This is a genomic window from Neptunomonas sp. XY-337 (genome assembly GCF_004959845.1).
GTDB classification, from domain to species: domain Bacteria; phylum Pseudomonadota; class Gammaproteobacteria; order Pseudomonadales; family Balneatricaceae; genus Neptunomonas; species Neptunomonas marina.
Window position 1 is genome coordinate 441,398 of record NZ_SPLL01000001.1, and the last position, 23,491, is coordinate 464,888.

The 23,491-nt window shown below is 49.7% G+C and carries 20 protein-coding genes and 1 tRNA gene; 4 read left to right on the top strand and 17 right to left on the bottom strand.

Annotation, left to right across the window (positions count from 1 at the left end):
- The first annotated feature begins 10 nt into the window (after positions 1 to 10).
- Positions 11 to 391, top strand: a complete 381-nt coding sequence (locus E4L36_RS02305; protein WP_127692913.1) for a hypothetical protein — start codon at positions 11 to 13, stop codon at positions 389 to 391.
- Between the two features lie 159 nt (positions 392 to 550).
- Positions 551 to 727, top strand: coding sequence for a DUF6435 family protein (locus E4L36_RS02310; protein WP_136678926.1), 177 nt, complete (start codon positions 551 to 553; stop codon positions 725 to 727).
- Between the two features lie 49 nt (positions 728 to 776).
- Here E4L36_RS02310 and E4L36_RS02315 read toward each other — a convergent pair whose 3' ends face one another.
- From E4L36_RS02315 to E4L36_RS17960, 4 genes are all read right to left on the bottom strand, one after another.
- Positions 777 to 1,394 (bottom strand): LysE family transporter, encoded by a 618-nt coding sequence (locus E4L36_RS02315; protein ID WP_136678928.1) that lies wholly within the window; start codon positions 1,392 to 1,394, stop codon positions 777 to 779.
- Between the two features lie 471 nt (positions 1,395 to 1,865).
- A complete protein-coding gene (locus tag E4L36_RS17885) occupies positions 1,866 to 2,033 on the bottom strand; it encodes a hypothetical protein (RefSeq protein ID WP_206064485.1) in 168 nt (55 codons plus the stop codon).
- 38 nt (positions 2,034 to 2,071) lie between these two features.
- Positions 2,072 to 2,287: a TIGR02450 family Trp-rich protein gene (locus tag E4L36_RS02325; protein ID WP_136678930.1), complete on the bottom strand. Its 216-nt coding sequence runs from the start codon at positions 2,285 to 2,287 to the stop codon at positions 2,072 to 2,074.
- A 170-nt stretch (positions 2,288 to 2,457) separates the two neighbouring features.
- The gene (locus tag E4L36_RS17960) at positions 2,458 to 2,832 is read right to left on the bottom strand and encodes a hypothetical protein (RefSeq protein WP_240770659.1); all 375 of its coding nucleotides are present in this window, start codon (positions 2,830 to 2,832) and stop codon (positions 2,458 to 2,460) included.
- A 266-nt stretch (positions 2,833 to 3,098) separates the two neighbouring features.
- Here E4L36_RS17960 and E4L36_RS02335 point away from each other — a divergent pair, with 266 nt between their 5' ends.
- Positions 3,099 to 3,548, top strand: a complete 450-nt coding sequence (locus tag E4L36_RS02335; RefSeq protein ID WP_136678931.1) for a hypothetical protein — start codon at positions 3,099 to 3,101, stop codon at positions 3,546 to 3,548.
- Positions 3,549 to 3,919: 371 nt separating this feature from the next.
- On the opposite strand, the gene E4L36_RS02340 is transcribed toward E4L36_RS02335, so the two are convergent.
- The 13 genes from E4L36_RS02340 to E4L36_RS02400 form a co-directional block, all read right to left on the bottom strand.
- A tRNA-Ala gene (locus E4L36_RS02340) sits at positions 3,920 to 3,995 on the bottom strand.
- 97 nt (positions 3,996 to 4,092) lie between these two features.
- Entirely contained in the window at positions 4,093 to 5,361 is a 1,269-nt protein-coding gene (locus E4L36_RS02345; RefSeq protein WP_169051452.1) for a diguanylate cyclase, read from the bottom strand.
- 254 nt (positions 5,362 to 5,615) lie between these two features.
- Complete coding sequence (gene gltX, locus E4L36_RS02350; protein WP_136678935.1) at positions 5,616 to 7,097, bottom strand: glutamate--tRNA ligase; 1,482 nt, start codon at positions 7,095 to 7,097, stop codon at positions 5,616 to 5,618.
- 90 nt (positions 7,098 to 7,187) lie between these two features.
- Positions 7,188 to 7,550, bottom strand: a complete 363-nt coding sequence (locus E4L36_RS02355; RefSeq protein WP_136678937.1) for a hypothetical protein — start codon at positions 7,548 to 7,550, stop codon at positions 7,188 to 7,190.
- Between the two features lie 157 nt (positions 7,551 to 7,707).
- On the bottom strand, positions 7,708 to 9,114 hold the full coding sequence (locus E4L36_RS02360; RefSeq protein ID WP_136678938.1) for a HAMP domain-containing protein: 1,407 nt from the start codon (positions 9,112 to 9,114) through the stop codon (positions 7,708 to 7,710).
- Positions 9,111 to 10,007, bottom strand: a complete 897-nt coding sequence (locus tag E4L36_RS02365) for an ABC transporter substrate binding protein (RefSeq protein ID WP_136678941.1) — start codon at positions 10,005 to 10,007, stop codon at positions 9,111 to 9,113. The genes E4L36_RS02360 and E4L36_RS02365 overlap by 4 nt, the downstream gene beginning before the upstream one ends.
- A complete protein-coding gene (locus E4L36_RS02370) occupies positions 10,008 to 12,038 on the bottom strand; it encodes a TonB-dependent receptor (protein WP_136678943.1) in 2,031 nt (676 codons plus the stop codon).
- 13 nt (positions 12,039 to 12,051) lie between these two features.
- Entirely contained in the window at positions 12,052 to 12,693 is a 642-nt protein-coding gene (locus E4L36_RS02375; protein ID WP_136678945.1) for a response regulator transcription factor, read from the bottom strand.
- 194 nt (positions 12,694 to 12,887) lie between these two features.
- Entirely contained in the window at positions 12,888 to 15,104 is a 2,217-nt protein-coding gene (locus tag E4L36_RS02380; protein WP_136678947.1) for a YgiQ family radical SAM protein, read from the bottom strand.
- A gap of 98 nt (positions 15,105 to 15,202) precedes the next feature.
- Positions 15,203 to 16,846, bottom strand: coding sequence for a fatty acid--CoA ligase (locus tag E4L36_RS02385; protein ID WP_136678949.1), 1,644 nt, complete (start codon positions 16,844 to 16,846; stop codon positions 15,203 to 15,205).
- Between the two features lie 132 nt (positions 16,847 to 16,978).
- Positions 16,979 to 18,757, bottom strand: coding sequence for an LTA synthase family protein (locus tag E4L36_RS02390; protein WP_136678951.1), 1,779 nt, complete (start codon positions 18,755 to 18,757; stop codon positions 16,979 to 16,981).
- A gap of 68 nt (positions 18,758 to 18,825) precedes the next feature.
- Positions 18,826 to 19,710 carry a DMT family transporter gene (locus tag E4L36_RS02395; protein WP_136678953.1) on the bottom strand — a complete coding sequence of 295 codons (885 nt, stop codon included), beginning with the start codon at positions 19,708 to 19,710 and terminating at the stop codon, positions 18,826 to 18,828.
- A gap of 61 nt (positions 19,711 to 19,771) precedes the next feature.
- Positions 19,772 to 22,684, bottom strand: coding sequence for an insulinase family protein (locus E4L36_RS02400; RefSeq protein ID WP_136678955.1), 2,913 nt, complete (start codon positions 22,682 to 22,684; stop codon positions 19,772 to 19,774).
- A 345-nt stretch (positions 22,685 to 23,029) separates the two neighbouring features.
- Between E4L36_RS02400 and E4L36_RS02405 the strand changes: the two genes are divergently transcribed.
- The gene (locus E4L36_RS02405; protein WP_136678957.1) at positions 23,030 to 23,491 is read left to right on the top strand and encodes a phasin family protein; all 462 of its coding nucleotides are present in this window, start codon (positions 23,030 to 23,032) and stop codon (positions 23,489 to 23,491) included.

The window sequence follows — 23,491 nt, forward strand, 5'->3', positions numbered from 1 at the left end:
GGAGAAACACATGCAGTTCTTTAAACGAATCACAGCACTGTTTGTATTGTTAGCTGCTGTTGCTGCGGCACCATTTGCTACAGCGGGCACGCCAGAAACACGCGCTGATGGCGTAACAGTTATCAACCTAGATCAATATGGTGGTCACTTCACCGCTGACGAAACGCTAGCCGACCTAAAAGCGGGCGAGTATGAGTTTGTTGTAACAAACAAGACAGACAAGATTGTTGGCTTCCAGATTCAGAACTTTAAGACTCACGCAGGTCTGGACATGTTCCCACTTGAGCCGGGTCAAACGCGTATCTCTCGTGTATCAGTTACGCAAGATGGTGTTCGTTTCCGTTGCCCGATCAACCCAACACCTTGGTACGATCTAGACAACATCAACTAAGTCTCCAACAACGTTAGTTAACAAGGCGGCCAAACAGGTCGCCTTTTTTATTGCTCAGTTATAGAGGAGCAGATCAGCACATGAATACAAGTCAGCAACGCTCATCGCTTTTATCAAACGCCCCGTATAGAAATGAAAGCAAATTCAAGGAGCACCCTCATGTTTTCATTTTTCAAAAGTGACCCAACCAAAAAGCTGAAAAAGCAGCACTCGATGCTATTAGAGGAAGCGATGCATGCCCAACGCAATGGCGACATCATGACCTACTCCAAGCTCACAGCCGAGGCCGAAGCACTGTTTAAACAGATTCAGGATATGGATGCGGAGAAACGCTGATCCCGGGTTAAACGGGCCCGCCGCGATTATTCGGCTAGGTTAGCGGTGCTTACTTAATATCCCGACTGCCGAGCATGACCGCTGCTCCGATTAGAAGAGAGCCGCAGATCTTGTTTATGACGCCGTGCGAGCCAAAAGAGAGATGGCCTCTTACCCAGCCAGCGAATCGACCATAGCCGAATAGAAAGACACCATCCAACGTAAGATACGTTACGCTCAGCACAATAAACTGCGGTAACAGGGCGTTTTGCGGGTTAATAAATTGAGGAAACAGCGCTGCAAAAAAGATAACCGCTTTTGGGTTTGCGGCAGAGGTGATAAAGCCCTGCCAATAAAGTGAAGATGCCGACCGCTGCGCAGCCTCTTGGCCACAGTGTAAAGGCTGCGATGATAGAACTTGTCGCGCGCCTAAATACACAAGATATGCCACACCTGCCCACTTCACCACCATGAAGAACGTTTCGGAGCTGGCTACCAAACTCGCTAAACCAACGGACGCTACAATCATCTGTAAGAAGTTAGCCGTTAGATCACCTGCTGCGGTATACATTGAGCGCCCCAAACCATAGCTGATGCTATTTGAGAGGATCAACAGCTGGCTCGGGCCCGGCGTACTCATCAACACCAGCACAGTAGCCACGTAAGTGAACCAAACGATAGCGTCCATATAATCACCTTAATCACTGCCGTTAAATACTCAGTGAGCCCAAGATATCCCTTTCAATGGATCAATGATCTGCTTAAAAACAACTTAAAAACGCAGCAACCCGCCTTATCATGAGCCGTGTTGCTGCTGCCGAACCCTTCGCAGCGCATCGGCTGCCGATGTCGCGATGATGACGGTTTTCTCGTGGTCAAGGGCGGCCAGTTTCTCCATCAAAAGTGGTTTCGACTTGCGAGGATAATACCAAAGAAATTTGAGAAACCCGAAGTCGACCCGCTCGTTACAGCCTTCAGCTAAATCGTGCCGGTTACGACTGATCAGAGAGCGCTTGAGTGCTCGATAGATACAACTCAGCCGGTTAACATCTAGGAAAATAACGGTATCGCAGGCAGCGAGCCTGATATTTAGTGTGCTTTGATAGTTGCCATCAATAATCCACGCCGTTTCTTCACAAAGCGAATACTGTAGCGCAATCTAAGCCTGCTTCTCGGTTTTGACCCAATTAGGCTTCCAGTAAAGCCGATCAAGATGATAAACCGGCAAGCGCAGCTCATCAGCCAACCAAACCGAGAGCGTAGATTTACCCGAGCCACCAGACCCAACCACCATCACTTTTTTCATCGTGCTGTTTTCGAAAATCACTCTCTAGCTCCGAAACCTGCGAGGCAACACGTTAAACGCTACTTCCAACCTTGCAGCCAATGAGTTTGATCTTTAAGGCAGCGCCAGTCGATCGATATTTCACGCTTAGACGAAACCGCCTCGATCAAACAATGCACCACCTGCCCCTCTTCATCAAACTCGACCTCAGTGACTAAAAAGTGCTTCTCTTTATTGACCGGTTTCACAGCGGTCCACTTACTGTGCAGGAGTTTTTTCGGGTTAATTCTATGCATGGGTTTCGCCGAGCTGTTAATCAATACTTGCTATACGTAACCACCACAGTACCTAGTTCACCGGAAATCTATTTTGAAAAGAGGTAGTTACAAACGTTCAAGCCAACTCAGCGCCGTGCGCACTGAATAGGTAAAAGGTATACAGCCACAGTGACTCGATAAACTTGGTGCTAGTCATCATCCTGCATCGGTATCGTAAAAGCACCCGCGTTAAGGCCTGCAATACGCACAGCAATCAGCGCCTCATCTTCTGGCGACAAAGCAGTTAAACCATCTGCGATCTTAAAAAGATGCTCATCCTTAACCGCATCGAACACGATCTTGCCAAGGATTTCGCCACTTTGATTGATACAGTCCAACTCTTGCTGGATGGGAAAGAACAACACCATGATTAGCGCCCATATACAGAAAATCGAGACCGGATAATAAGCTTTGCGCCGGTACGACTCAATGAGTACTGCAGCTATATAGCCAGCATAGAGCCATAGAAAACCAGTAAAAACCACCAGCACGATGAAGGGGCCCGCCAAAGTAAATTGCGGCAAACTAATGCGCTTGCGCTCAACGAGCTTTCCGCTGAAGACCGAACCTTGACACTTTAGATGAGCAAGTAGTGCTTTAGACGAATCGTGGCGAGTACGTAAAGGTTATGGCATGCTGGGTATGCCAAATATGGCGACTCATTTTCAGTGAAGTACATGCTTTTTCCAGTCTTTTTTAACTAATGGCTTGAGTTTAGAACCTTTTAAAAAGATCAAATAATTTAAAAATTGAATATAAAATTTTACTGACATTAGTAGTTGGAATAATAATGAGAAGAGCGTTCGCGATATTTTTTGGAGTCCTAGCGCTTCTAATAGCCTTTTCCCAAGAGGAATCAATACCATCGAGATATGACTTAATAGACCATACTGGAGAGCTTGAAAGAGTTATAGGCACGGTAGGAAAAAGCAGAACAGGCATAATATTCACCCTTAAGGGAAATAGCGAGAAATTTTTGTATTCTCCGCATGCGGGCGACAACAAGCATGTTGTTAACTTAATAAAGAAGAGCAATGGAACCATATCTATTTTGACTGGAGAAAAGAAATATCGCCCAAGTAAGTATCATGAAGGATCAAAAGAAGTTTATGAAATAACCATAGATGGAAAAACAATTAGAACTTATGATGAAATCCAAAGAGGATATAATTTTCAACGATATTTTGTTATGGGGATAGGTGTGTTCTCTATATTAATCTCTTTATTCATCAGAAAATAGTATAGAAAATGTGATAAATATCATATCATTAAAAATTCAAAAAAAGCTAGCGCTCCATCTTCCTTCAACAATGCAGTTTCGCCACTTTGATTGATACAGTCCAACTCTTGCTGGATCGGGAAGAACAACACCATGATTAGCGCCCATATACAAAAAATTGAGACCGGATAATAAGCTTTGCGTCGGTACGACTCAATGAGTACTGCAGCTATATAGCCAGCACAGAACTGGACAAAGCCAGCAAAGATCGCTAGCAGTATAAAATCATGAATGCCTTGAGCCATGTAACTGCTAGCGCAGCCATCGGAAGAAACGCATTGGAAGCAATGTGCTTGTTACTTGCGAACCGAGAGCAAGTTACAGAAAAGTAATGGTGGAGCCTAGCGGGATCGAACCGCTGACCTGTTCGCTGCCAGCGAACCGCTCTCCCAGCTGAGCTAAGGCCCCATTTGACGTGCTCGAAGAGTGTTGCTGAGCACGCCGCTATGATCCCATATCTATTTTTGTAGTCAAGCTTTTTTCTTGGTTTTCAAGGTGTTGCTTGCTACTTTCTATCTTGTTCCACTTCATTTTCGCCCGCTCTACTCAATGCACGCTCGGCGCGTGCAAACAGCTCTTCAGCATGACTTTCATCACAGAACTCGGCAACGCCGATACTAAATGTAATCGGGATCATACTCTCTGGTGCCAACGCGCTTGCTGCGTATTTGCGGATCGCTTCAGCCCGCTCTAATGCTTTCTCTGCAGGCATTTCAGGCAACAGGATAGCTAAAGAACCCGCATAGTATCGGGCAACAATATCGACTTTACGGCCACCTTCAACAACGGCCTTTGCAACATCGCTCATCAAGCGATCACCAAAGCTATTTCCGTGTCCATCAGCCAGCTCTTTATAGCGGTCCACGGCAATGACCATCAGCGTCATTTTATGGCCAAAGTAACGGCAGCGCGCAAGTTCGCGCTCAGTTTGGTCCTCGAAGAAACGGCGATTATACAGCCCTGTTGAGCTGTCAAAGGAGGCTGCTTCTCGTAGCTCTTCCATCAAACGTGAGCGCTCTGAGATATCCCGCAGCACAGCGGTCATTTCGGTTTGTGTACCTACCTGTATCTTGGAGATCGTCACTTCCAGTGGGAACTCAGTGCCATCACTACGCAGCCCTGTTACCGATTCACGCGTGTGCATCGGGCGGGACATTACCGGCGAGTGCTTAAATCCTTCCATATAACCGTGGTGACCATGGCGATAACGCGCTGGCATGAGGTCCGTTAGCGGGCGGCCGACGGCAGAATCAGGTTTGATACCAAACATATCTCCCGCAGCCTGATTAAACATCTTTACTTGCTGAGATTCGTCAACGGAGATAATACCGTCATAGGCTGTGTTGATGACCGCTTCAAAGCGACGCAAGCTGGTATCGAGCGAACGTTCTAGCTCTTTCTTTTCGGTTATCTCAATGCAGGTATTCATCAGACGGCGAACCTCCCCTTCCCGCGTGAGCAGGGGGGAGTATTGAAAACGCCACCAGCGGGTTCTGCCATGGCGTTCAATAACCACCTCTGTCTCAACAGAGCGCTGGCTATCTAAGCACTCGTCAATGGCAGGCTCTATTTGTGACGCGACATAGCGTGGCAATACCGAAGCTAGATCATGCTCAACGAGCCCAGAAAGGCGTTGATCGACAATCTCTTGAAAACGCGAATTGCCGCTGACGAATAGCAGCTTCCCTGAATAGCTGCGCTCCCAGATAGAAATAGGAGCACCTACCGCTTCCAATGATGCGGCCAAATCGACATGTTTACCTGTTAAAAACACCGTACTGCTTAACCTCATGTATGTAATTGGTAACAGATGCTACCGATAGCGTGAAATAAAGTACACGCCGCCACGTAAAATAGTTTCCGCTATGAGGTGCTGTAAACACTCAAGCTTGCTCAGTAATCGCTGGATAGAGGTATCTCGGGCTTAATACGCAGGGGCTGTCAGCAAAACAGCGCAGCTGTCACTTAAATTACAGATACAAAAAAGGCCTGCGTTTACAGGCCTTGAAGATGAGCTCTTCGCTTACATTACAGCGCTTTGAACTCTTTTTCCCAGCGCTTCGCTTCCTTCTTAGAAGGACCGCCCAGCAGATTAACGGCATGGCGCAGGCGAGCACGGCTCATATCTGGGCCAAGAATAGACATGGAGTCCATCACCGAGACAGTCTGGTTCGTACCCGCAATAGCGATAAACAGCGGGAAGAGGAAGTCACGTAACTTATAACCCATCTTTTCAGACAGGCTCTTCAGCTCAGCAAACAGGTGATCTTTTTCCCAGTTGTTTTCGGTATCCAACAACCAAACGCTAAACTGCAGGATTTTCTTCGCATCGTCCAAAGTAACGGACTTGTGTTCAAAGTCAGACTCGCTTAAGTCCAACATGCCAGACAAGAAGAAGCTAGCCAGTGGCGCTACATCAGAGAACTTCTCTACACGCTGCTGGATCAACGGCACGATCTGCATCAAATATTCTGGGTTGAGCGCCCAAGCTTGATACTTCTCGGCAAAGGCCGCCGCATCAAGATCTTCACGCATCCATAGTCCGTTTAGCCAGCTGAGCTTTTCTTGGTCAAACACTGGGCCACCGAGTGATACGCGCTGAATATCAAAGTTGGCGAACATCTCGTCACGGCTAAACTTTTCGCGCTCATCAGGCATCGACCAACCCATACGGCCTAGGTAGTTCAGCAACGCCTCGGGTAAGTAACCCATGCGCTCGTAGTAGAGGATGCTGGTTGGGTTTTTACGCTTAGAGAGCTTTGATTTGTCTGGGTTGCGTAGCAGTGGCATATGGCAAAGCTGCGGCATATCCCAGCCAAAGTATTGATAGAGCAGCTTATGCTTCGGTGCGGAGTTGATCCACTCCTCGCCACGGATCACGTGGGTGATCTTCATCAGATGATCATCCACCACATTGGCGAGGTGGTATGTTGGCATACCGTCGGACTTCAGCAGGATTTGGGCATCAACCATCCCCCAGTCCAGCTCGATATCGCCACGCAGCATGTCGTTAACAACACACACGCCCTCCTCTTCAGGAACGACCATACGGATAACAAATGGCGCGCCCTCGGCTTCGCGCTTCGCGACTTCCGCCTCTGGCAATGCTAGATCGCTTTGCTTGAGCGCCGTATGCTGGCCCTGCTCACGACGTGCTTCTCGCAGTTCATTTAGCTCCTCGGCTGTTCGGTAGCAGCGAAATGCTAAGCCTTTCTCCACCAGCTCAAGGGCATAATCCGCATAGATATCTTTACGTTCACTTTGGCGATAAGGACCGTGCGGGCCGCTAACATCAGGGCCTTCATCCCACTCAAGCCCTAACCAACGCAGCGAATCTAAAATCTTTTGTTCAGACGCTTCGGTACTGCGGGTTTGGTCAGTATCTTCGATACGTAAGATAAATTCACCGCCATGCTGGCGTGCGAAGGCGAGGTTGAAAAGTGCGATATAGGCCGTGCCCACATGAGGATCGCCCGTAGGAGACGGAGCGACGCGTGTACGTACTGTCATTAATAAACCTGCTGAGTTAGCGAACTATCGAGAAAAAACGACATTATAGCGATGCAGCTCAGCGGTTGCTATGGACAACCTAACGATGTGCTATTTATCCAGATCGATCACAATATCGATTTGCGCGGCATCCGTTAACTCAAGCTTTTCAAGATGGGGCTCTCCCGCAAAGCCTGTTACACGCAGCCAAACAACAGGGCTAGCATGGTCGTCATGAGGGATGTGAAAGCGCTCTAGCTGACCATGCTGATGTGTCCGTTTACGCGCAATAACGGTTTGATCTCGTAACATTTCAACCCACAAACCTGCACCGCGCGTGCCGCCCGTTTGTTTAACGCGCACCTTTACGACATGCTGCTGACCTATATTATCCCGCGCCGCGCTAAACGGCGCGCTGAAGGTAGCAAATGTCATCAGGAGGGTGGCTATGAGCGCGATGTTTATCCCATTCATTCGCTGATATCCCTATTGGTAAGATGTTCAGCATGCAAACTGCAGATGCGTTAACGATAATGAATAGGCTAACAGGTACATGTTTAACTCGGGTATAGCCAAACAGGGTTATAGTGGCCAGCTGAGAACCACCAATAATAGTGACAGAGATCACAATCTAGCGCGCCAGTGGCGCCTTCAGCAGCGCTTGGCATCCACCTACCTCTGAGCGACTAAAGACCATCTCTCCGCCCAGTTCGTTGGCTCGCCATTGCATGTTCTTAATACCGTGCCCTACGCCGTCGCCACAACCCGAGAAACGGCCGTTATCGGCCACTTTAATCACGATATTATCTCCGTCTTGATAGACGGAAAAGTCTATTTCTGATGCGCCAGCATGTTTATAGATATTGGTGAAAAGCTCTTGCAAGATTCGCAACACATGCAAACTCTGCTGGGGTTGTAGGTTGATGTCATCAGCACAACTATCCACGCGCCAGTTTAAGGCTATGCCCGCCAAAGCCAGCTTGCGTTGGTTACGATATTTAAAGTCTGCCAGCAGCGCCGAAAGGTCATTCGCACTGACATTTAACGAGTTGATAATTAGGCGGAAATCATCAAGGCACTCTTTCAAAATCGTCGCTATGTTGCGCCCGACTTCCGTCTCCTTTTCCCGCTCAATCATGGCGATTGAGGCAACCAACTGTCCACCAATACCATCGTGCATATCTTTCATAATACGGGTGCGCTCATCCGATATCGCTTTGGAGCGTTCCAGCTCAATCGTCTCCTGACGTTGCGCAGCCAGCTCTTGGTTGCGCTTGGATAATTCAGACACCGTAATATTCAGCGATTGCGTCGCGCGGCTAATGCGTTGCTGCAGGTCTTTTTCGTTCTGCTCCAGTGCCGAGGCCATCTCGTTAAAGCTGCGCTGGAACTCTAGCAATTCACCATGCCCATTTTCCGCACTTCGGGCGGCAAACTGCTTCGCTTTAATACCCCGCGCGGCCTGCATCATGGTTGAAAGGGAGCGCGTGATATGACGACTGGAGATAAAAGCCAGAATCGTTCCAAAGATCGTCCCCAAAATAGCGATGATCAGCACCCGCAGATATATTTTGACGCGCTGCTCATCTGCCGCACTATTGGACAAGCCTATCTTCACATAACCGAGGAGTTCAGCCTTTGTGCTGTCATCGGTAATCGTTGCGAAATCATCCAGCTCCGTTGGCTTCGAAAAGATCGGCACTTCGTATCGGTTAACGCTACCTTGCGCAACATTCGTGCGCTCCAGCAGTAAGCGGCGCTCGCTATCATAGAAGGTGATCGACACCATCCCATCGGTCTTGATCATCAGCTCAGCGACATCTTCGAGCTTATCCGTATCACCTGCGAAGAAGAAAAACTCCGACATGGCGGACACTTGCTGAACCAGATCATTCCCGCGTGTCGCTGTGCGCTCTTCGAGGCCATCTAACGAGTCCATCAACATGAAAGAGGTCACCAAAACGATAACGAACACCACTGGCGCAATGGCATTGATGACCAATTGGTTCTGAATCGAGGCGAATAAGCGCTTTATCATGGCTCGCCCTCCAACCGATCAACATCAACGCGCAGGGCACGAGCAATGCTTTTATTCACCTCAACTTGATAATCCGCATAATGGATACCTGGGTCGGCAAAGCCACCCGCACTCTCCCACTGCGTGATCATTTTGGCAGAACGATCAACAAGCTGGTCTAGCGTGGAGTACGCCGAGATCAGCGCTCCCGCTTTGAGAAATGCTTTAGAGTAGCCAATCACCGGTACTTGAAATGCATAGGCTTGGCGCAGCATCCAGCGCGCATTATTACCCGACCAAACTTGTTTGTCTTTTACGGCTATCACAGCAGCGGCATTGAACAGTGCAGGTTCAATGACTTTCGCAGCCACCTCTCCCGCCTCGATCAAGATAACCTCTAAATTCTGGCGCTGACTTTGGGTTAAACGCTCAACCTGCTCAAGCATGACATCGTTATCATCACTGACAACCAAGAGCATCTTCTTACGATAACTTTCACTTTCACGCAGTAACTGGGCGACTGAAACTAACCGTTCTAATGGTTGATCAACCACCACCGCTGCCCAAGAGGGCGCGTTTTCATGCGGTAAAATATCAGCCAACAACGGCGATTCCACGAACACAAACAGAATCGGATTGGGAAGTTTTTGATGTATTAGCGCTTTTGCCGCCTTTGCACCCACGGCCACCAGCAGATCGTTCGGCGCAATACCTTGCTGCCAAGGCTGATCTAAAAGATGCGCGTCGATATGGAGCTGCGCATTAAGCTGTGCAACGCGTTGGCTAATCTTTTCGTGAACGGTACTAAAGATGCCATTTTGCGAGGATAAAATAAGATGCACTTGGCCCTGCGCGAGGCTTAATCGCGGCACGCAAAACAATATCAAGAGCAACAGCAGATAGATAGCGCGCATCTAGAACTCGGTTAGCGTGAAGCCAATGTAATAGCGCGGCTCTATTTCTTGATCTACGCGAAACTCGTGGTATGCGCCATTCAGTGCTTGTCCTGCGACGAACAGCTTGAGTTCGTGTTTAGCCGAGATCGGAATACGCCTAAAAATAGCGGCATCAACACGCGTATGGCTGGCAACTTTATCGCCACGGCTTAACCAACGCGTTGCCGCCAAATGATATACGCCTAAACTCACTTGCCAATCACCAAACTCCTTTGAGCCCAGCACACCAAAGCTATTGCGCGGTGCTAACTGATCATAAGAGTCTACGCGTTCAGGATTAAAGCGCGCCGTATAGTTTGATTTATCATCAATAAGGTTGAAGTGACCGCGGATAAACGTGCGCTGACTGGGACGATACATCACCTCACCTTCAAGGCCTGAGGCAGTATATTTAGCTGCATTACTAATGACCTTTACGCCGTCCCCGATAAAATCCTCCACCGAGTCGTCGCGCACATACCAAATCGAATCAGAACGCTTCTCGTGGTAGGCCTTCAGCTCCCAACTGAGCGGATACTTTATCGAACGGCCAAGGTAGCCAACTTCGATATTATCGATCTTCTCAGCACGTAGATCCGGGTTATTTCGATACAGCTTATCGATGACCACGCCATTGTCTAACGCAACATCCCAGTCGCCGTTGCGCTCTAGCAGAGATGGCAAGCGATAAGCGCGCGCCGCAGATAAGCGGATCGACTGCTGCTTGGTCAACTCCCAATTAAGACTGGCGCGTGGCGAAAAATAATCGTGCCGACCTTCATCTTTCTCCCAAAGCGCACCGAGATTGAGCGTAAGGCGATCGCCAAGGGGGGACTGCATATTACCGAACGCGCGGTAGCTAATACCCGAATGCTCCTCCTCAATACCTGCATAGTAGGACCCTTTTAACCGATCATAGCGAACCGCTCCTCCTGCGATAAACTGTAAGCCCTGCTCGTTAATCCAGCTGTACTGCAGTTCAGCATCCGACTTGACACTTTTGTTCGCTTCGATACCGTAGTGAATAATCTGATTATCCGTACCAAACAGACTCTGGAACACCTCGTTTGATAAACCTGCTGCTGTCCCAACCGGGTTGCTATCAGCAGCATCGTCTTCAAGGTGCACGTTGTGATACAGGTTAAACGTTAGCGCACCTTGTTTAGACAATGGTCGCTGCCATTGCAATTGCCCAAACCAGCTCGTCAAACGGTTCTTGCGCGTTTCTAGCAGGTTGTCGGGCATAGGATCCGAGCGGCCACGATTGACTGCAAAGCTCAGATCCAAGGTATCTTGTTCAAATAGATAACTACGGGAATGAAAGCTCAGGGTTCGATAGTCGATATCATCATCAAGCCCATCATACCCGCTGCTTTTATTGACCGATGCAGAGATCCGGTAATTCGAAACACCCACATTATCCGATGCACGCACCAGCATATAGCCGCCATCGTCAGAGCCATAACGCCCAGCAACCGCATAACGAGCATCCAGCTCCGGCGCAATAGTGATGATATTAATTGCCGCTAAAAATGAGTTTGAACCGTAGGCTGATGGCGAGGGGCCTCGCACCACCTCAATCCGCTCGATGTCCTGAAGCTGGACACCTAAGCTGTTCCAATCGACGACTGACAGGCTCGGCAGATACGTTGAGCGGCCATTGACTAAAACTTGCAACCCGTTAGGGTACTCCCACCCGCCACCGTGGTAGTTAACCGCCTTTACTCGGCCATTAATATTCGCCACGTTAAATCCAGGCACGAGCCGCATCAGGTCAGAGATATCGGTAAACCCGGATGCCTCGATCATGTGCTTATCGATAACGGTGACCGCTGACGGTGTGTTTAAGATCGATTGGTTTAAGCGGCTCGCACTGACCACAACGGGTAACTGGCCAAATAACTCGTCGCCAATCAGCTCCTCATCCGCCCAAACCGATGATGAATAGGTAAAAGTACCAACAACAGCTTGAGCCAATACAGCGCAAGAGCAGAAGCGAGAGACCGACATATTAACAACCCGACTAAATAATACCTTTGCGTGTAGCTTCGTAGATCGCTTCGGCACGATTACTAACCGAAAGCTTTTTGTAGATGCTCTTCACGTGCGCATTGACCGTATGAAACGACACATGAAGCATTCCGCCAATCTCTTTCGAGGTATAGCCCTTGCTCACTAACATCAGTATCTCGTGTTCACGCTTACTAAGGCGCTCCTCAAGATCGTCCGCCGCCGATGTGGCGAGTGATAGCTCTTTTAGCAAATAACGTGCAATGCTCGGGCTGATGGGTGAACCACCTTCGAGCATTTGCGTAATCGCAGAGTTAATTTCGATAAAATCATCGTCTTTGAGCAGATAGCCTGATGCGCCAGCCCGTAGCGCTTTAATGACATGCCCCTCATCACCGAAGATGGTGATAACAATTGCAAGCTTGGTGCGGACATTAGGAAGCTTAAGCATCTCGATAAGTTCGACGCCGTTCCCATCTGGAAGATCAAGATCGGTAAGGAGTACCTCAGGGGAGCGATCTTGGAGGATCGTCGCCGCTGACTTGCAGGAGCCGACCGAGCCGATCAAACGAAACTGATTTCCCTGAACAATCGCGGTTTCCAGACGTTCGCGCGTTGCTTCGCAGTCTTCAACAATAAGCAGTGTTGGTTTCATGCAATCCATTCTTATCATAGTTAGCGGGGCGCAACGGCCACCTTGGGCCTGAACTAACGATCAGGTGATGGGCAAAACTTAATGCCAGCTGATTGCTTAGTCAATTAACAAATGTGGCTATATTAATCTATGATAAGGGCGTATTCGCTGCCCAACACGCCCTTACAAAGCGCGCACCGGGCAGCCTGATTAAGCTATCGCGCCATTTTCTTTGGACTGCGCTGCTGGCCTTTCTTAGTCGACTTCTTAGCCGCTTTCTTACGCGCCAACGCGGTTGGCCGTTTAGATAGATCAATACGCGCTGTCGTGGCAGCGACTTTACCTTTCTGAGTTGCAGGCTTAGCGCGTTGTTGTGCTTTCTTTGGCTTCTCTTGTGCTGGCACTAGCTGCCAATCGGCACTACCAATCAGATCTGCCCGTCCCATCTCTTGCAGCTGCTCGCGTAAGGCTGGCCAGTTCTTCTCGTCGTGGTAGCGCAAAAACGCTTTCTGAACACGGCGTTGCTCACTGTCGCGTGGGATATAGAGCTTTTCGCTCTTGTAATTCACTTGTTTCAACGGGTTACGCTGGGAGTGATACATCGCGGTTGCTAGCGCCATTGGTGATGGATAGAACGTTTGCACCTGATCCACACGGAACTTATGCTCTTTCAGCCAGCGCGCTAGATTCAGCATATCCTCATCTTCGCAACCCGGATGCGCAGCGATAAAGTAAGGGATCAGATACTGCTTCTTACCCGCTTCTTTCGAGTACTTGTCGAACATCTTTTTAAAGCGGTCATAAGTACCCATGCCCGGTTTCATCATTTTCGAGAGCGTACCCTCTTCGCTATGCTCCGGCGCTATTTTCAGGTAACCACCCACATGATGAGTCACAAGCTCCTTCACATACTCTGGGTCTTCTACTGCTAAGTCGTAACGCAGGCCTGATGCTATTGCCACGGTATGGACGCCGTCAATCTTACGAGCTTTGCGGTAAAGTTCCGTTGTTTGGCTGTGATCGGTTACCAAATTCTTACAAATCGTCGGGTAGACGCAAGACAGTTTCCGACAAGACGCCTGAATATCGGGGTCATTACAGTTGAGGTGGTACATGTTGGACGTTGGACCACCAAGGTCAGAGATCATGCCAGTAAAGCCCGGCACTTTGTCACGAATCTCTTCGATCTCATTCAGTACCGACTCTTGTGAGCGGCTCTGAATAATACGCCCCTCATGCTCGGTGATAGAGCAGAAGGTACAACCACCAAAACAGCCACGCATGATGTTTACCGAGAACTTGATCATGTCATAGGCGGGAATCTTACGTGTACCATAGCTTGGGTGCGGAATACGCTGATAGGGCAAACCAAATACACTGTCCATCTCTGCTGTCGTCAGCGGTAGCGGAGGAGGATTAGCCCAAATCTCTTTGCCACCATCACGTTGTACTAGCGCTTTGGCGTTGTGCGGATTTGACTCAAGGTGCAGTACTCGGGAAGCGTGCGCGTACAGGACCGGATCTTTCGATACTTTCTCAAAGGAGGGTAAACGGATATACGTCGCATCTTTATCAAGGTGTTGCCGCCCCTTCAACGGTGCTGGAATAATCCGCAACGGCTGCACATCAGCGCCCTCTTCAGAGCGGTTCGTGCTGCACTTCTTCTCTTCCCCTTCATAGTCATAGGGGCTTTTTAACGCATCAATTTGGCCGGGCCAGTCAACACGCGAAGAATCCACCTCAACAAAGCCTTCGGGCACATGCTCACGCAGCACCACTGTGCCTCGTAGGTCATCAATCGCGTGCACAGGCTCACCCTGCGCCAAACGATGCGATAGCTCAACGATGGCACGCTCTGCATTACCGTAAAGCAAGATATCGGCGCCGGAGTCGATCAACACGGAGCGCCGCACTTTATTGCTCCAATAATCGTATTGAGCAATACGACGCAGACTCGCCTCAATACCACCGATAACCAGCGGTACATCTTTATAGCACTCGCGAATGCGCTGTGAGTAAACGATAACCGCTCGGTCAGGACGCTTTCCCTCTTGGCCGTCCGGTGTATAAGCGTCGTCGTGGCGAACTTTAAGATCAGCAGTGTAGCGGTTGATCATCGAGTCCATGTTGCCCGCTGTCACACCAAAGTAAAGATTCGGGCAACCCAGCTCGGTAAACGCATCGGTAGAGCGCCAATCAGGTTGAGAGATAATACCAACGCGAAAGCCCTGCGCTTCGAGCACGCGGCCCATCACCGCCATGCCAAAACTCGGGTGATCGACATAGGCGTCACCCGTGACGAGAATGATATCGCAACTATCCCAACCGAGCTGGTCCATCTCTTGGCGGGTGGTAGGCAGAAACGGGGCTGGGCCAAAGCATTCTGCCCAGTATCGAGGATAAGAAAAAAGATCTTGTGCGGTACGATTCATGAGTCTCGGGTACGTTGTGTGCTAAGCCCGCCATTGTCCCAGAATCAGATACCCCCCACCAGCGCAAAACCACCGGTGGGGATGAAAAATATGCAAGCTTACGCGATTACCTGCTCCCGAATGAGCTTTTTATTGATTTTACCCACACTAGTCTTAGGGATTTCGGCGACAATCGACACCTTTTCAGGTATCGCCCACTTCGCGATTTGCCCAGATTCAACATACTGCATGAGGTGTTGCTTCAACATGTCGTGGGTAAGTTCTGCACCTTCAATGGGCACTACCATCGCATAAGGGCGCTCGCCCCACTGATCATCAGGCACACCCACAACAGCCACTTGGCTAACATTCTCATGTTGGCTGATCAAGCTCTCTAGCTCTAACGAAGAGATCCATTCACCACCCGTTTTAATAACGTCTTTAATACGATCCTTGATCTCTAGCGAGCCGTTCGGATGAATTGACGCCACATCGCCGGTGTGCAACCAGCCGCCTTCCCAAAGCTCAGTGCTCTTTTCTGCTTCGCGGTAATACCCTTGTGTCAGCCATGGTGTGCGCACAACCACCTCACCCATCGCCTCGCCATCATGAGGTTGCGGGTTGCCCGCCGGATCGATGATCTGTAGGTCCACCATTCCAGTCGGTACACCGGTCAGAATACGGCGCGCCATTTGATCATGCATGGGTTGGGAAAACTCATCTTTACGCTGATACGTCATGGTAAGAATTGGGCACGTCTCTGACATTCCGTATGCAGTGATGAAGTGCACCCCTAAATCAGCCATGGTATTGGCTAAACCGAGCGTTGGCGCACTACCTCCGGTCAGCATTTTCCAGCCATTAAAGTCAGCTGTTTTTGCAGCTTCACAATCAATAACCATCTGCAGAACAGTCGGCACGCCATGCGAGAACGTCACCTGCTCATCCTGATACAGCTGCACCAACTTATTCGGCTCGTAACGGCCAGGGTAGACCTGCTTAACACCTAACATGGTTGCCACATAGGGAACTCCCCACGCATGCACATGAAACATCGGTGTCATGGGCATATATACATCTTCAGAGCGCAGCAGCGGCTGCCCTTCATAGTTACCCAGCGTTGATGCCATGGTCAGCGTGTGCAAAACTAATTGGCGATGCGTAAAGTAAACGCCTTTCGGGTTTCCAGTCGTGCCGGTGGTATAGAATGTCGTTGCCACCGAATTTTCGTCAAAATCAGGGAAATCATATTGATCAGAGGCGGCGCCAAGCAGTGCTTCGTACTCTCCCACAGTTGGCAGTGACGTGCTAGCGGCGCTATCTTGATCCGTCAGCTGTATCCAGCTTTTAACGGATGGCATTTGGTCAGCTAAAGGCTCTGCCAGCGCTAGAAAATCATCGTGAACCAAAACATAGTCATCTTCTGCGTGGTTCATCGTGTAAAGAATTTGATCAGGGCTAAGGCGAATATTAACGTGGTGAAGCACTGCTCCAATCATGGGAACAGCAAAGTAGGCTTCTAGGTAGCGATGGCTATCCCAATCCATTACCGCAACGGTATCACCCGCTTGCACGCCCGCTTCCGATAGTACATTGGCCAGCTTAGCGATACGCTTGTTGAGTGTGCGATAGTTGTAGCGCATCACATCGCTATAAACGATTTCACGATCAGGTTCGTAGCGCGCCCCAGATAGCAATAGACTTTTTATAAGCAGTTGATACTGATAAGCATTATCCGTTGGCGGAAGTATTTTAGTCTGCATTGTCTCTACCCTAGTTGTTTTTATAGTGGCGTGCGGGCTGCCATCCCGACAACCCACATCTTATGAGACTATTGTTTTTCGCCTATGTTTTGCAATCAATAACCGATTCGGCCATTGACTTAACATTTTAAATCAACGGCTTTCGAGATATTTAGCATGCTGATAATCACCTACGATGCGCTTGTAAGCAACCTCATCCAGCAGCGCTTGTTTCATGTCTTCTGATAACCCTTCACTATCGCGAAAACGACTGTTCTCCCCCGCTAACACAATCGACCCATGCCCTGCCGGACAGAAGACATCGATGACATCACGGCTATCGCCTCTTGCATGAAAAAGGCAGGCATCCTGATCGCCCTTTTCATGAAACCAACTCCTCGGCGAGTCGCTATTACAAGCTGCGAACGAGCTAACCAAATCAGACTGATGCACCGGTCTATCGATACGTGTTGGCGCTCGCCCTTTCTCCACTATAATTGCCGGAATCCGTGATGCAGCGGCGCGCCCGAAGATATCAACCTCCTGCTTGGTCATAGGGATCATCGCTCGGTGATCACTCACGATCATTAACACGCCGTTATCAAAGAAGTTAATTCCCTCTAGCGCTTCATAGAAGTTTGCAACCGTATTATCCATATAACGGAATACCAGCTCTTGGCTGCGTTCTAGGGTCTCTGGTTGGATATACGGATGATGAGTCGAAACGTTTTCAAGCACCATAAAGTATGGTTGATCGGCGCTGCGCGTATGTTGGAATGCTGCTTCATAGAGTAATGCATCGGGCACTGCATCAAAGTGCAGGCGGCGTTGACCAGAGTTTGTAAATAGGGGCAGATCATGTCCATCTACCCGATCAAAGCCGATATGGTTAAGCCACTTACCTTTGTGACTAAATTTAAGATTCCCGTTCGTGATAAAACGAGTGTGGTACCCCGCTTCGCTTAAATACAGCGGCAGTGTCCGCTCCCGCTTCCACGCCGTTTCAAAAGGTCTCACCGCATGAAAGCTCTTGATCGGCGATAGAAAAGCATTGCCTGCCAACAGTGACATCAGCCCCTCGTTGGTGGAGAACCCACTCGCGTACATCTGCGTAAAGTAGGTGTTATCTTTCGCCAACTGATCAAGGCGTGGCGTCCAATCTCTGATCCCGCTTAGCAGCTCGCTTTGATAAGGGGACCAAGACTCCAAAATCAGCAAGATAATATTCTTGCCAGCCATGGGGCTCTCTCCTCGACACGCCAGCTGCGTCCTTGATTTGTTGTACTCAGCAAGACTGATCACCTCCCGCTCTGTTGAATACGGCTCGGAAACGCCTGCGGCCATGTTGGATTGCACATAATTCACCAACCCCCAGTCGTGCACATACGAGGTTGGTTTAACAAAGAAGCTCGCACCGATCATCACCAAGGCGAGTACGGACGCCAGTTTATAGAGACTCGAAAACCCACGCGCCGGCATCAATAACACAAACGCCGCCCCTGCAATCATCAGGGCGGTATAAGGCCCGTAAATTTCTAAGAGGCCCGTATTCTCAATATGCCTCAACACAAGGCTAGGGTCGGTCCCATAGCGCTTCACATCCCCCAAATTCAGGCGTGTGAAAAACTCACGCATGATAAAGACATCGGCCCAATAACCGATCAATAAAACGCTAGACAGTATTCGCAACGCGATTGAAACGAACCAGGCCCGAATCACAAAAGACAAAGCGATCAATAGCAGAACAACGCCAAAGAACAGCAAATCATGCAGTGCGATACTTCGCTTAAAGCATCCATCGCAGCCAATCGCAGCGCTAAAGGTTTCGTTGAGCTCTAGAATGCGATAATCGATAGAAAAATAAAGTAATGCCAGAAAGATAGCGAAGGCGATTAAAGAGAAAATAGAGGAGATTTTAAGCCGCTCAAACATGAAGGTATTCCGTCACAAATTCGTAACGGAACAGTAACACAAAAGCGGCAGCGCCGCGCTGAATCGCACTAGCTTTTCGCCGCTGCAGCCTTGGATTCAGGCGTTGTTGATCCTCGTACGGTGATAATGCCAGCGGCGATAATCAGCACCACCCCCAAAAAGGTGTTCCAATCTAACAACTCATCCCAAAAGAGCCAGCCAAATAGCGCAGCAAATGCCACCGATCCATAGGTAAAGGGGCCGAGCTGGCCTGCCGGTGCATAGCTATAGCCTTTGCTCAACAGCAACTGAGCTGAGGTAGAGGTAACAGCCAACGCAACCAGCCAACCGAACTGTGCTAACGAGGGCGTCACCCAGACTAAAGCTGCAGGGACTGCCGCAAAAATGGCGCTAAAGAAGCCGAAGTAGAAAACGATGCGTTGCGGACTCTCCGTAGCCGACATGCGGCGGATCGTCACCTTAGCGAGCCCACCCAACATGGCTCCAAAAACGGCGATGAGCACAGCGATATTTAGCGTCCCGTCTTGAGGATTAAGTACCGCATAGACGCCAGCAAAGCCCACGACAATGGCCAGCTTAGCCGCGCGAGTCACGCGCTCACCCAGCCACAGCATAGCAATAAAGGGTATAAAGAAGGGCGCGGTTTGCTTTAACAGCGCCGCTTGCGCTAACGGCAGATGCCCCCACGAGTAAAACAAGCACGTCATCGCTGTCACACCCACTGCAGCACGCATAAGATGAAAGCGCAGCAACGATGTTTTTAGCGCATCAGCTCCGTTTTTTGCTAACCAGGGCAGCAATAAAATCACACCGAACAAGTTGCGGATAAACACCGTCATTTCCGTGGGTAGCTCAGCACTCACCTGTTTGATAGACATGCCAGAGAGCACCAAAAATAGCTCAGACACCAAGATCAGCGCCGCGCCTTTATAAAACGGGTTATCCTTAAACATTGCGTCCTATCCGAAACGAAAAAGAGCACCTTAAGGTGCTCTTTCCAAAGCTGGCGCTAGCTTACAGGTTGATAACCTCAAAGTCATCGCCAACCGTGGCTGCTTTTTCAGTATTAGTTACTGCAGCAAAGCTTGCCTCACTACTCGTTAGGTAGGTCTGAGCCACGCGTTTTAGGTCCGCCAGTGTCACTGCCAAAATACGTGCTCTAAACTCGCGGCGCTGCTCCGCGGTGCGCCCAAATAGCGCACTGTGATAGGCGCTCTTTGCCTCACCGGCTGGCGAGGCGGGTTTATCCATCGAGCTTACAACGCCCAGAATGGCCTCTTCGAGCTTAACAGCATCATGATCGCTATCGAGCAACCATTGCACCGAGCTATCGAAGTCATCCCATGTTTCTGTGAGTCGTGGATCACGATAAGAGAAGAAACGGAACACCGCATCACCGCTGTCTTGTCCCGCACCCGAACCATAAGCTCCACCTTGTTCACGTATCGCACGGTGCAGGAAACCATTGCGCAAGAAATCACCTAACACTGTTAATGGCGCCGCATCCGCATGATCAACGGGAACTGTTGGATACGCTTTAGCACAGAAGCTCACCTGAGTACTGGTAACCCAAAGTTGCTTCACTGGCGTGCGCGTTGCGGGCAGCGCCAGAGGTGATGCGCCCTCGGCGGGGGTTTGCCACTGCTCTGAGAGCTCATTCACGAGTAACGCTTGCTGCTCCGGCTCTCCCACCAACAGGAAGCGCTTATTCGCTTGGCGTACTTTGCTATGAATCGTCTTCAACTGCTCAGCAAGCGCCGCTAGGGCTTTCTCATCTTGTAAGGACTGATCCAACGTTTTGATAAACTGAAGACTCGCCAGGCCACGAGACTTCTGCGCCAACGCCGCAGCAGGGCTAAAGCCCGCAGCCGCCGCCATAATCGCAAGCGAATGGCCTTGCCCCGTGATGCTCTGCTCTTTGCGACTGCGCTGCTGCGATACGATCTCACGGATACGGCTTAATTCATCAAAACGAGCACTATGCAATGTTTCGTGTATCAACCCGTTAAGCGCTGCCGCATTTTTGACCAACGCTTTACCCGAGATAACAAAGAAGCCTTTCACATTTTGCTCATCATCGGTCGCACCGCGCAGCGTAGAGAACGCACTCAGGCCACCCGTCACTTGTGCTTGATATTGTTGGTTCTCTTGGTAGGTACGGTCCGCACAACCAAGTTCCGTCAGGCAATAACTAAAGAGCGGCAATAGTTGCAGCTCATCATCAGTCAGTGCGGGCATGTCGATAATGACTTGCTGATAAACTAAGCCGTTGGTGCCTTGGCCAAACCAATCTAGATCGCCCTCTTTTGTGGCTAAGGTCTGGCTCTCAGGCACATGCATACCTGCCGGTACGTCAGCCAACGTCACTTTAGGCAAGATTGATTCATCATCGTCTTGGTTTTGGCGCTCTTCTAGTCGCTGCGCTTGTTCGACTACGAAAGCAGCCTCATCATCTGAAAGGCCCTCTTTAATCTTCGCAAGGCGCGCTTGTTCGGCTGCGTCCTTACGCGCACTCATCTGATTGTCTGGGCGCAGCGTTAAACGCACAAAGTGCGGATTTTCCAGCAACTGCTCACGAATCATATTCGGGATAAAGTCACCAGAACGTACCTCTTCGCGCAGCTCTTCAATAACAGGGTCAAGATTCAGCAAAGCGATAGGATCACCCCGATGAATCGCCGACGAAACCGACGCCATAATGAGATTCAAACCGTATGGGTAGCCATCACCACTGATTTCACGTTGCCCCAACTCCAACTGATGCAACTGCGCCTCAACCATCTCTTGCGGCACGCCCTCTTCAGCAACACGCTGGAGGGTATCAAAAACCAGTTGTTCGAATGCTGCTGCATGTTCAGGCTCGCTACCTTCTAGGCCACACATAAAAGACATCTCGCGGTTGGAGTCTTCAAGGCCACACAACGGCGATGGCGCGCTAGCTAACTCAGACGATTCCAGCGCAGCGCGCAGTGGGCTTGCACTATTGTCAAGCAAAACACGCGACAACAGGTGCGCCTTTAACTGCGCTTTCAGGTCGATCGACTGGCCTAACAGCCACGCCAGTACATGGTGAGTTTTAGCGCTGATATCCTCTTCATCCAGTGCGTAACCTTCCTCAACACGTACAGGCGAGAAGAAACGTTTCTCATCAGATACTTCGATACACTGCTCTAACGCCTCAAAACGACCTAACGCTTGCTCTTCGAAACGCTGCTGCAGCTCCTCAACCGCGATATTGCCAAAGGTCATAAATACGGCATTGGTCGGGTGGTAGTGCGAGCCATAGAAATCGAGCAACTCTTGATAGCTAAGATCTGTTATCGACTCAGGATCACCGCCGCTGTTGTGGTGGTACGTGGTGGTCGGGAATAGGTGTTTAGTCACCGTTTGCCATAGCGTCGAGACGGGCGAGCTCATGGCGCCTTTCATCTCATTTAGGACCACACCTTTATAGACGAGGTCGCTATCACGGTTGCTCGGCTCCGCAAACTCAACGCGGTGTCCTTCTTGTGCAAAATCCAGCGGATCCAAGCGCGAGAAAAAGGCAGCGTCCAGATAGACGTCTAGCAGGTTGAAGTAATCCTTGCGATTTTGGCTAGCAAAGGGGTATGCCGTCCAGTCTGAACTTGTGAAGGCGTTCATGAAGGTATTCAGTGAACGCCGTGTCATCATGAAGAAGGGGTCGCGTACCGGATACTTTTCACTCCCGCACAACGCAGTATGCTCAAGAATGTGCGCCACACCCGTTGAGTCTTGAGGTACTGTGCGAAACGCAACCAAGAAAACGTTCTCGTCTTGGTCAGCTGCGATGTGATAGTGCATAGCCCCAGTCACTCGATGGCGATATTCGGCAACGTCCACATTCAATGAGTCGATATGCTCAGAACGAATAAACTCAAAGCTGGCGTGGCTGTTTGGTTGGGTCATAAGTTAACTATCCTTTTCATACAGATGTCATAAGCTGCAGGCACTATGTTAATTCGCGCAGCGCGTACAGGCAGTGTAGCGGTTATTCTAACCATTCGAGACCACGAATTCATCGCCTCGAAAGCTTCTCATGAACTGTTTAATACGCATACGCAGCATTAGCCAAACGCGGAGTTATGCTGCGCCCTTTCAGCCCCAGTATTATAAGAAGTTGGGGTTCGACTAAAGATAAACAGATCCATTGTGCAGCGCACAAAATAGCTATTGACAGTTTTTTACCAACCTCCTAATATTTAATTCAAGTGTTGCACTGCAACATAAACGCTGCTGACCGAGGAAAACACCATGTACCAAGATATGATGAAAGACGTTCAAGATAAGATGAAACCATTCAACGACGCTGTTGAGATCAATAAAGCGACAGCAGAAAAGCTCGTTGCTCTGCACACTGAATACGTTTCTGACCTGTTCAACTCAGGCGTCAATCAGATGAAAGCACTAACAGAAGTCAAAGCACCTAAAGACGCGCTAGAACTTCAAATGAGCTACTTCAAAGAGCTAGACGCTAAGCTAACCAACGTTGCCGAGCAAGAGATTGCGGCAATGGTTGAAGCAAAAGAGAAACTTACTGTACTCGCGGAGCAGAGCATGAGCGATCTATCTGAAGCACCAGCACTGCAAGAAGTGACACAGATGTTTCAAGCAGCACAAGCTAAAGTTCAAGAGACAACTGAAGCGATGACTGCCGCAGCAAAACCTGCTGCAAAGCCTGCTGCGAAAACTGCACGCAAAGCGTCTGCTGCCTAA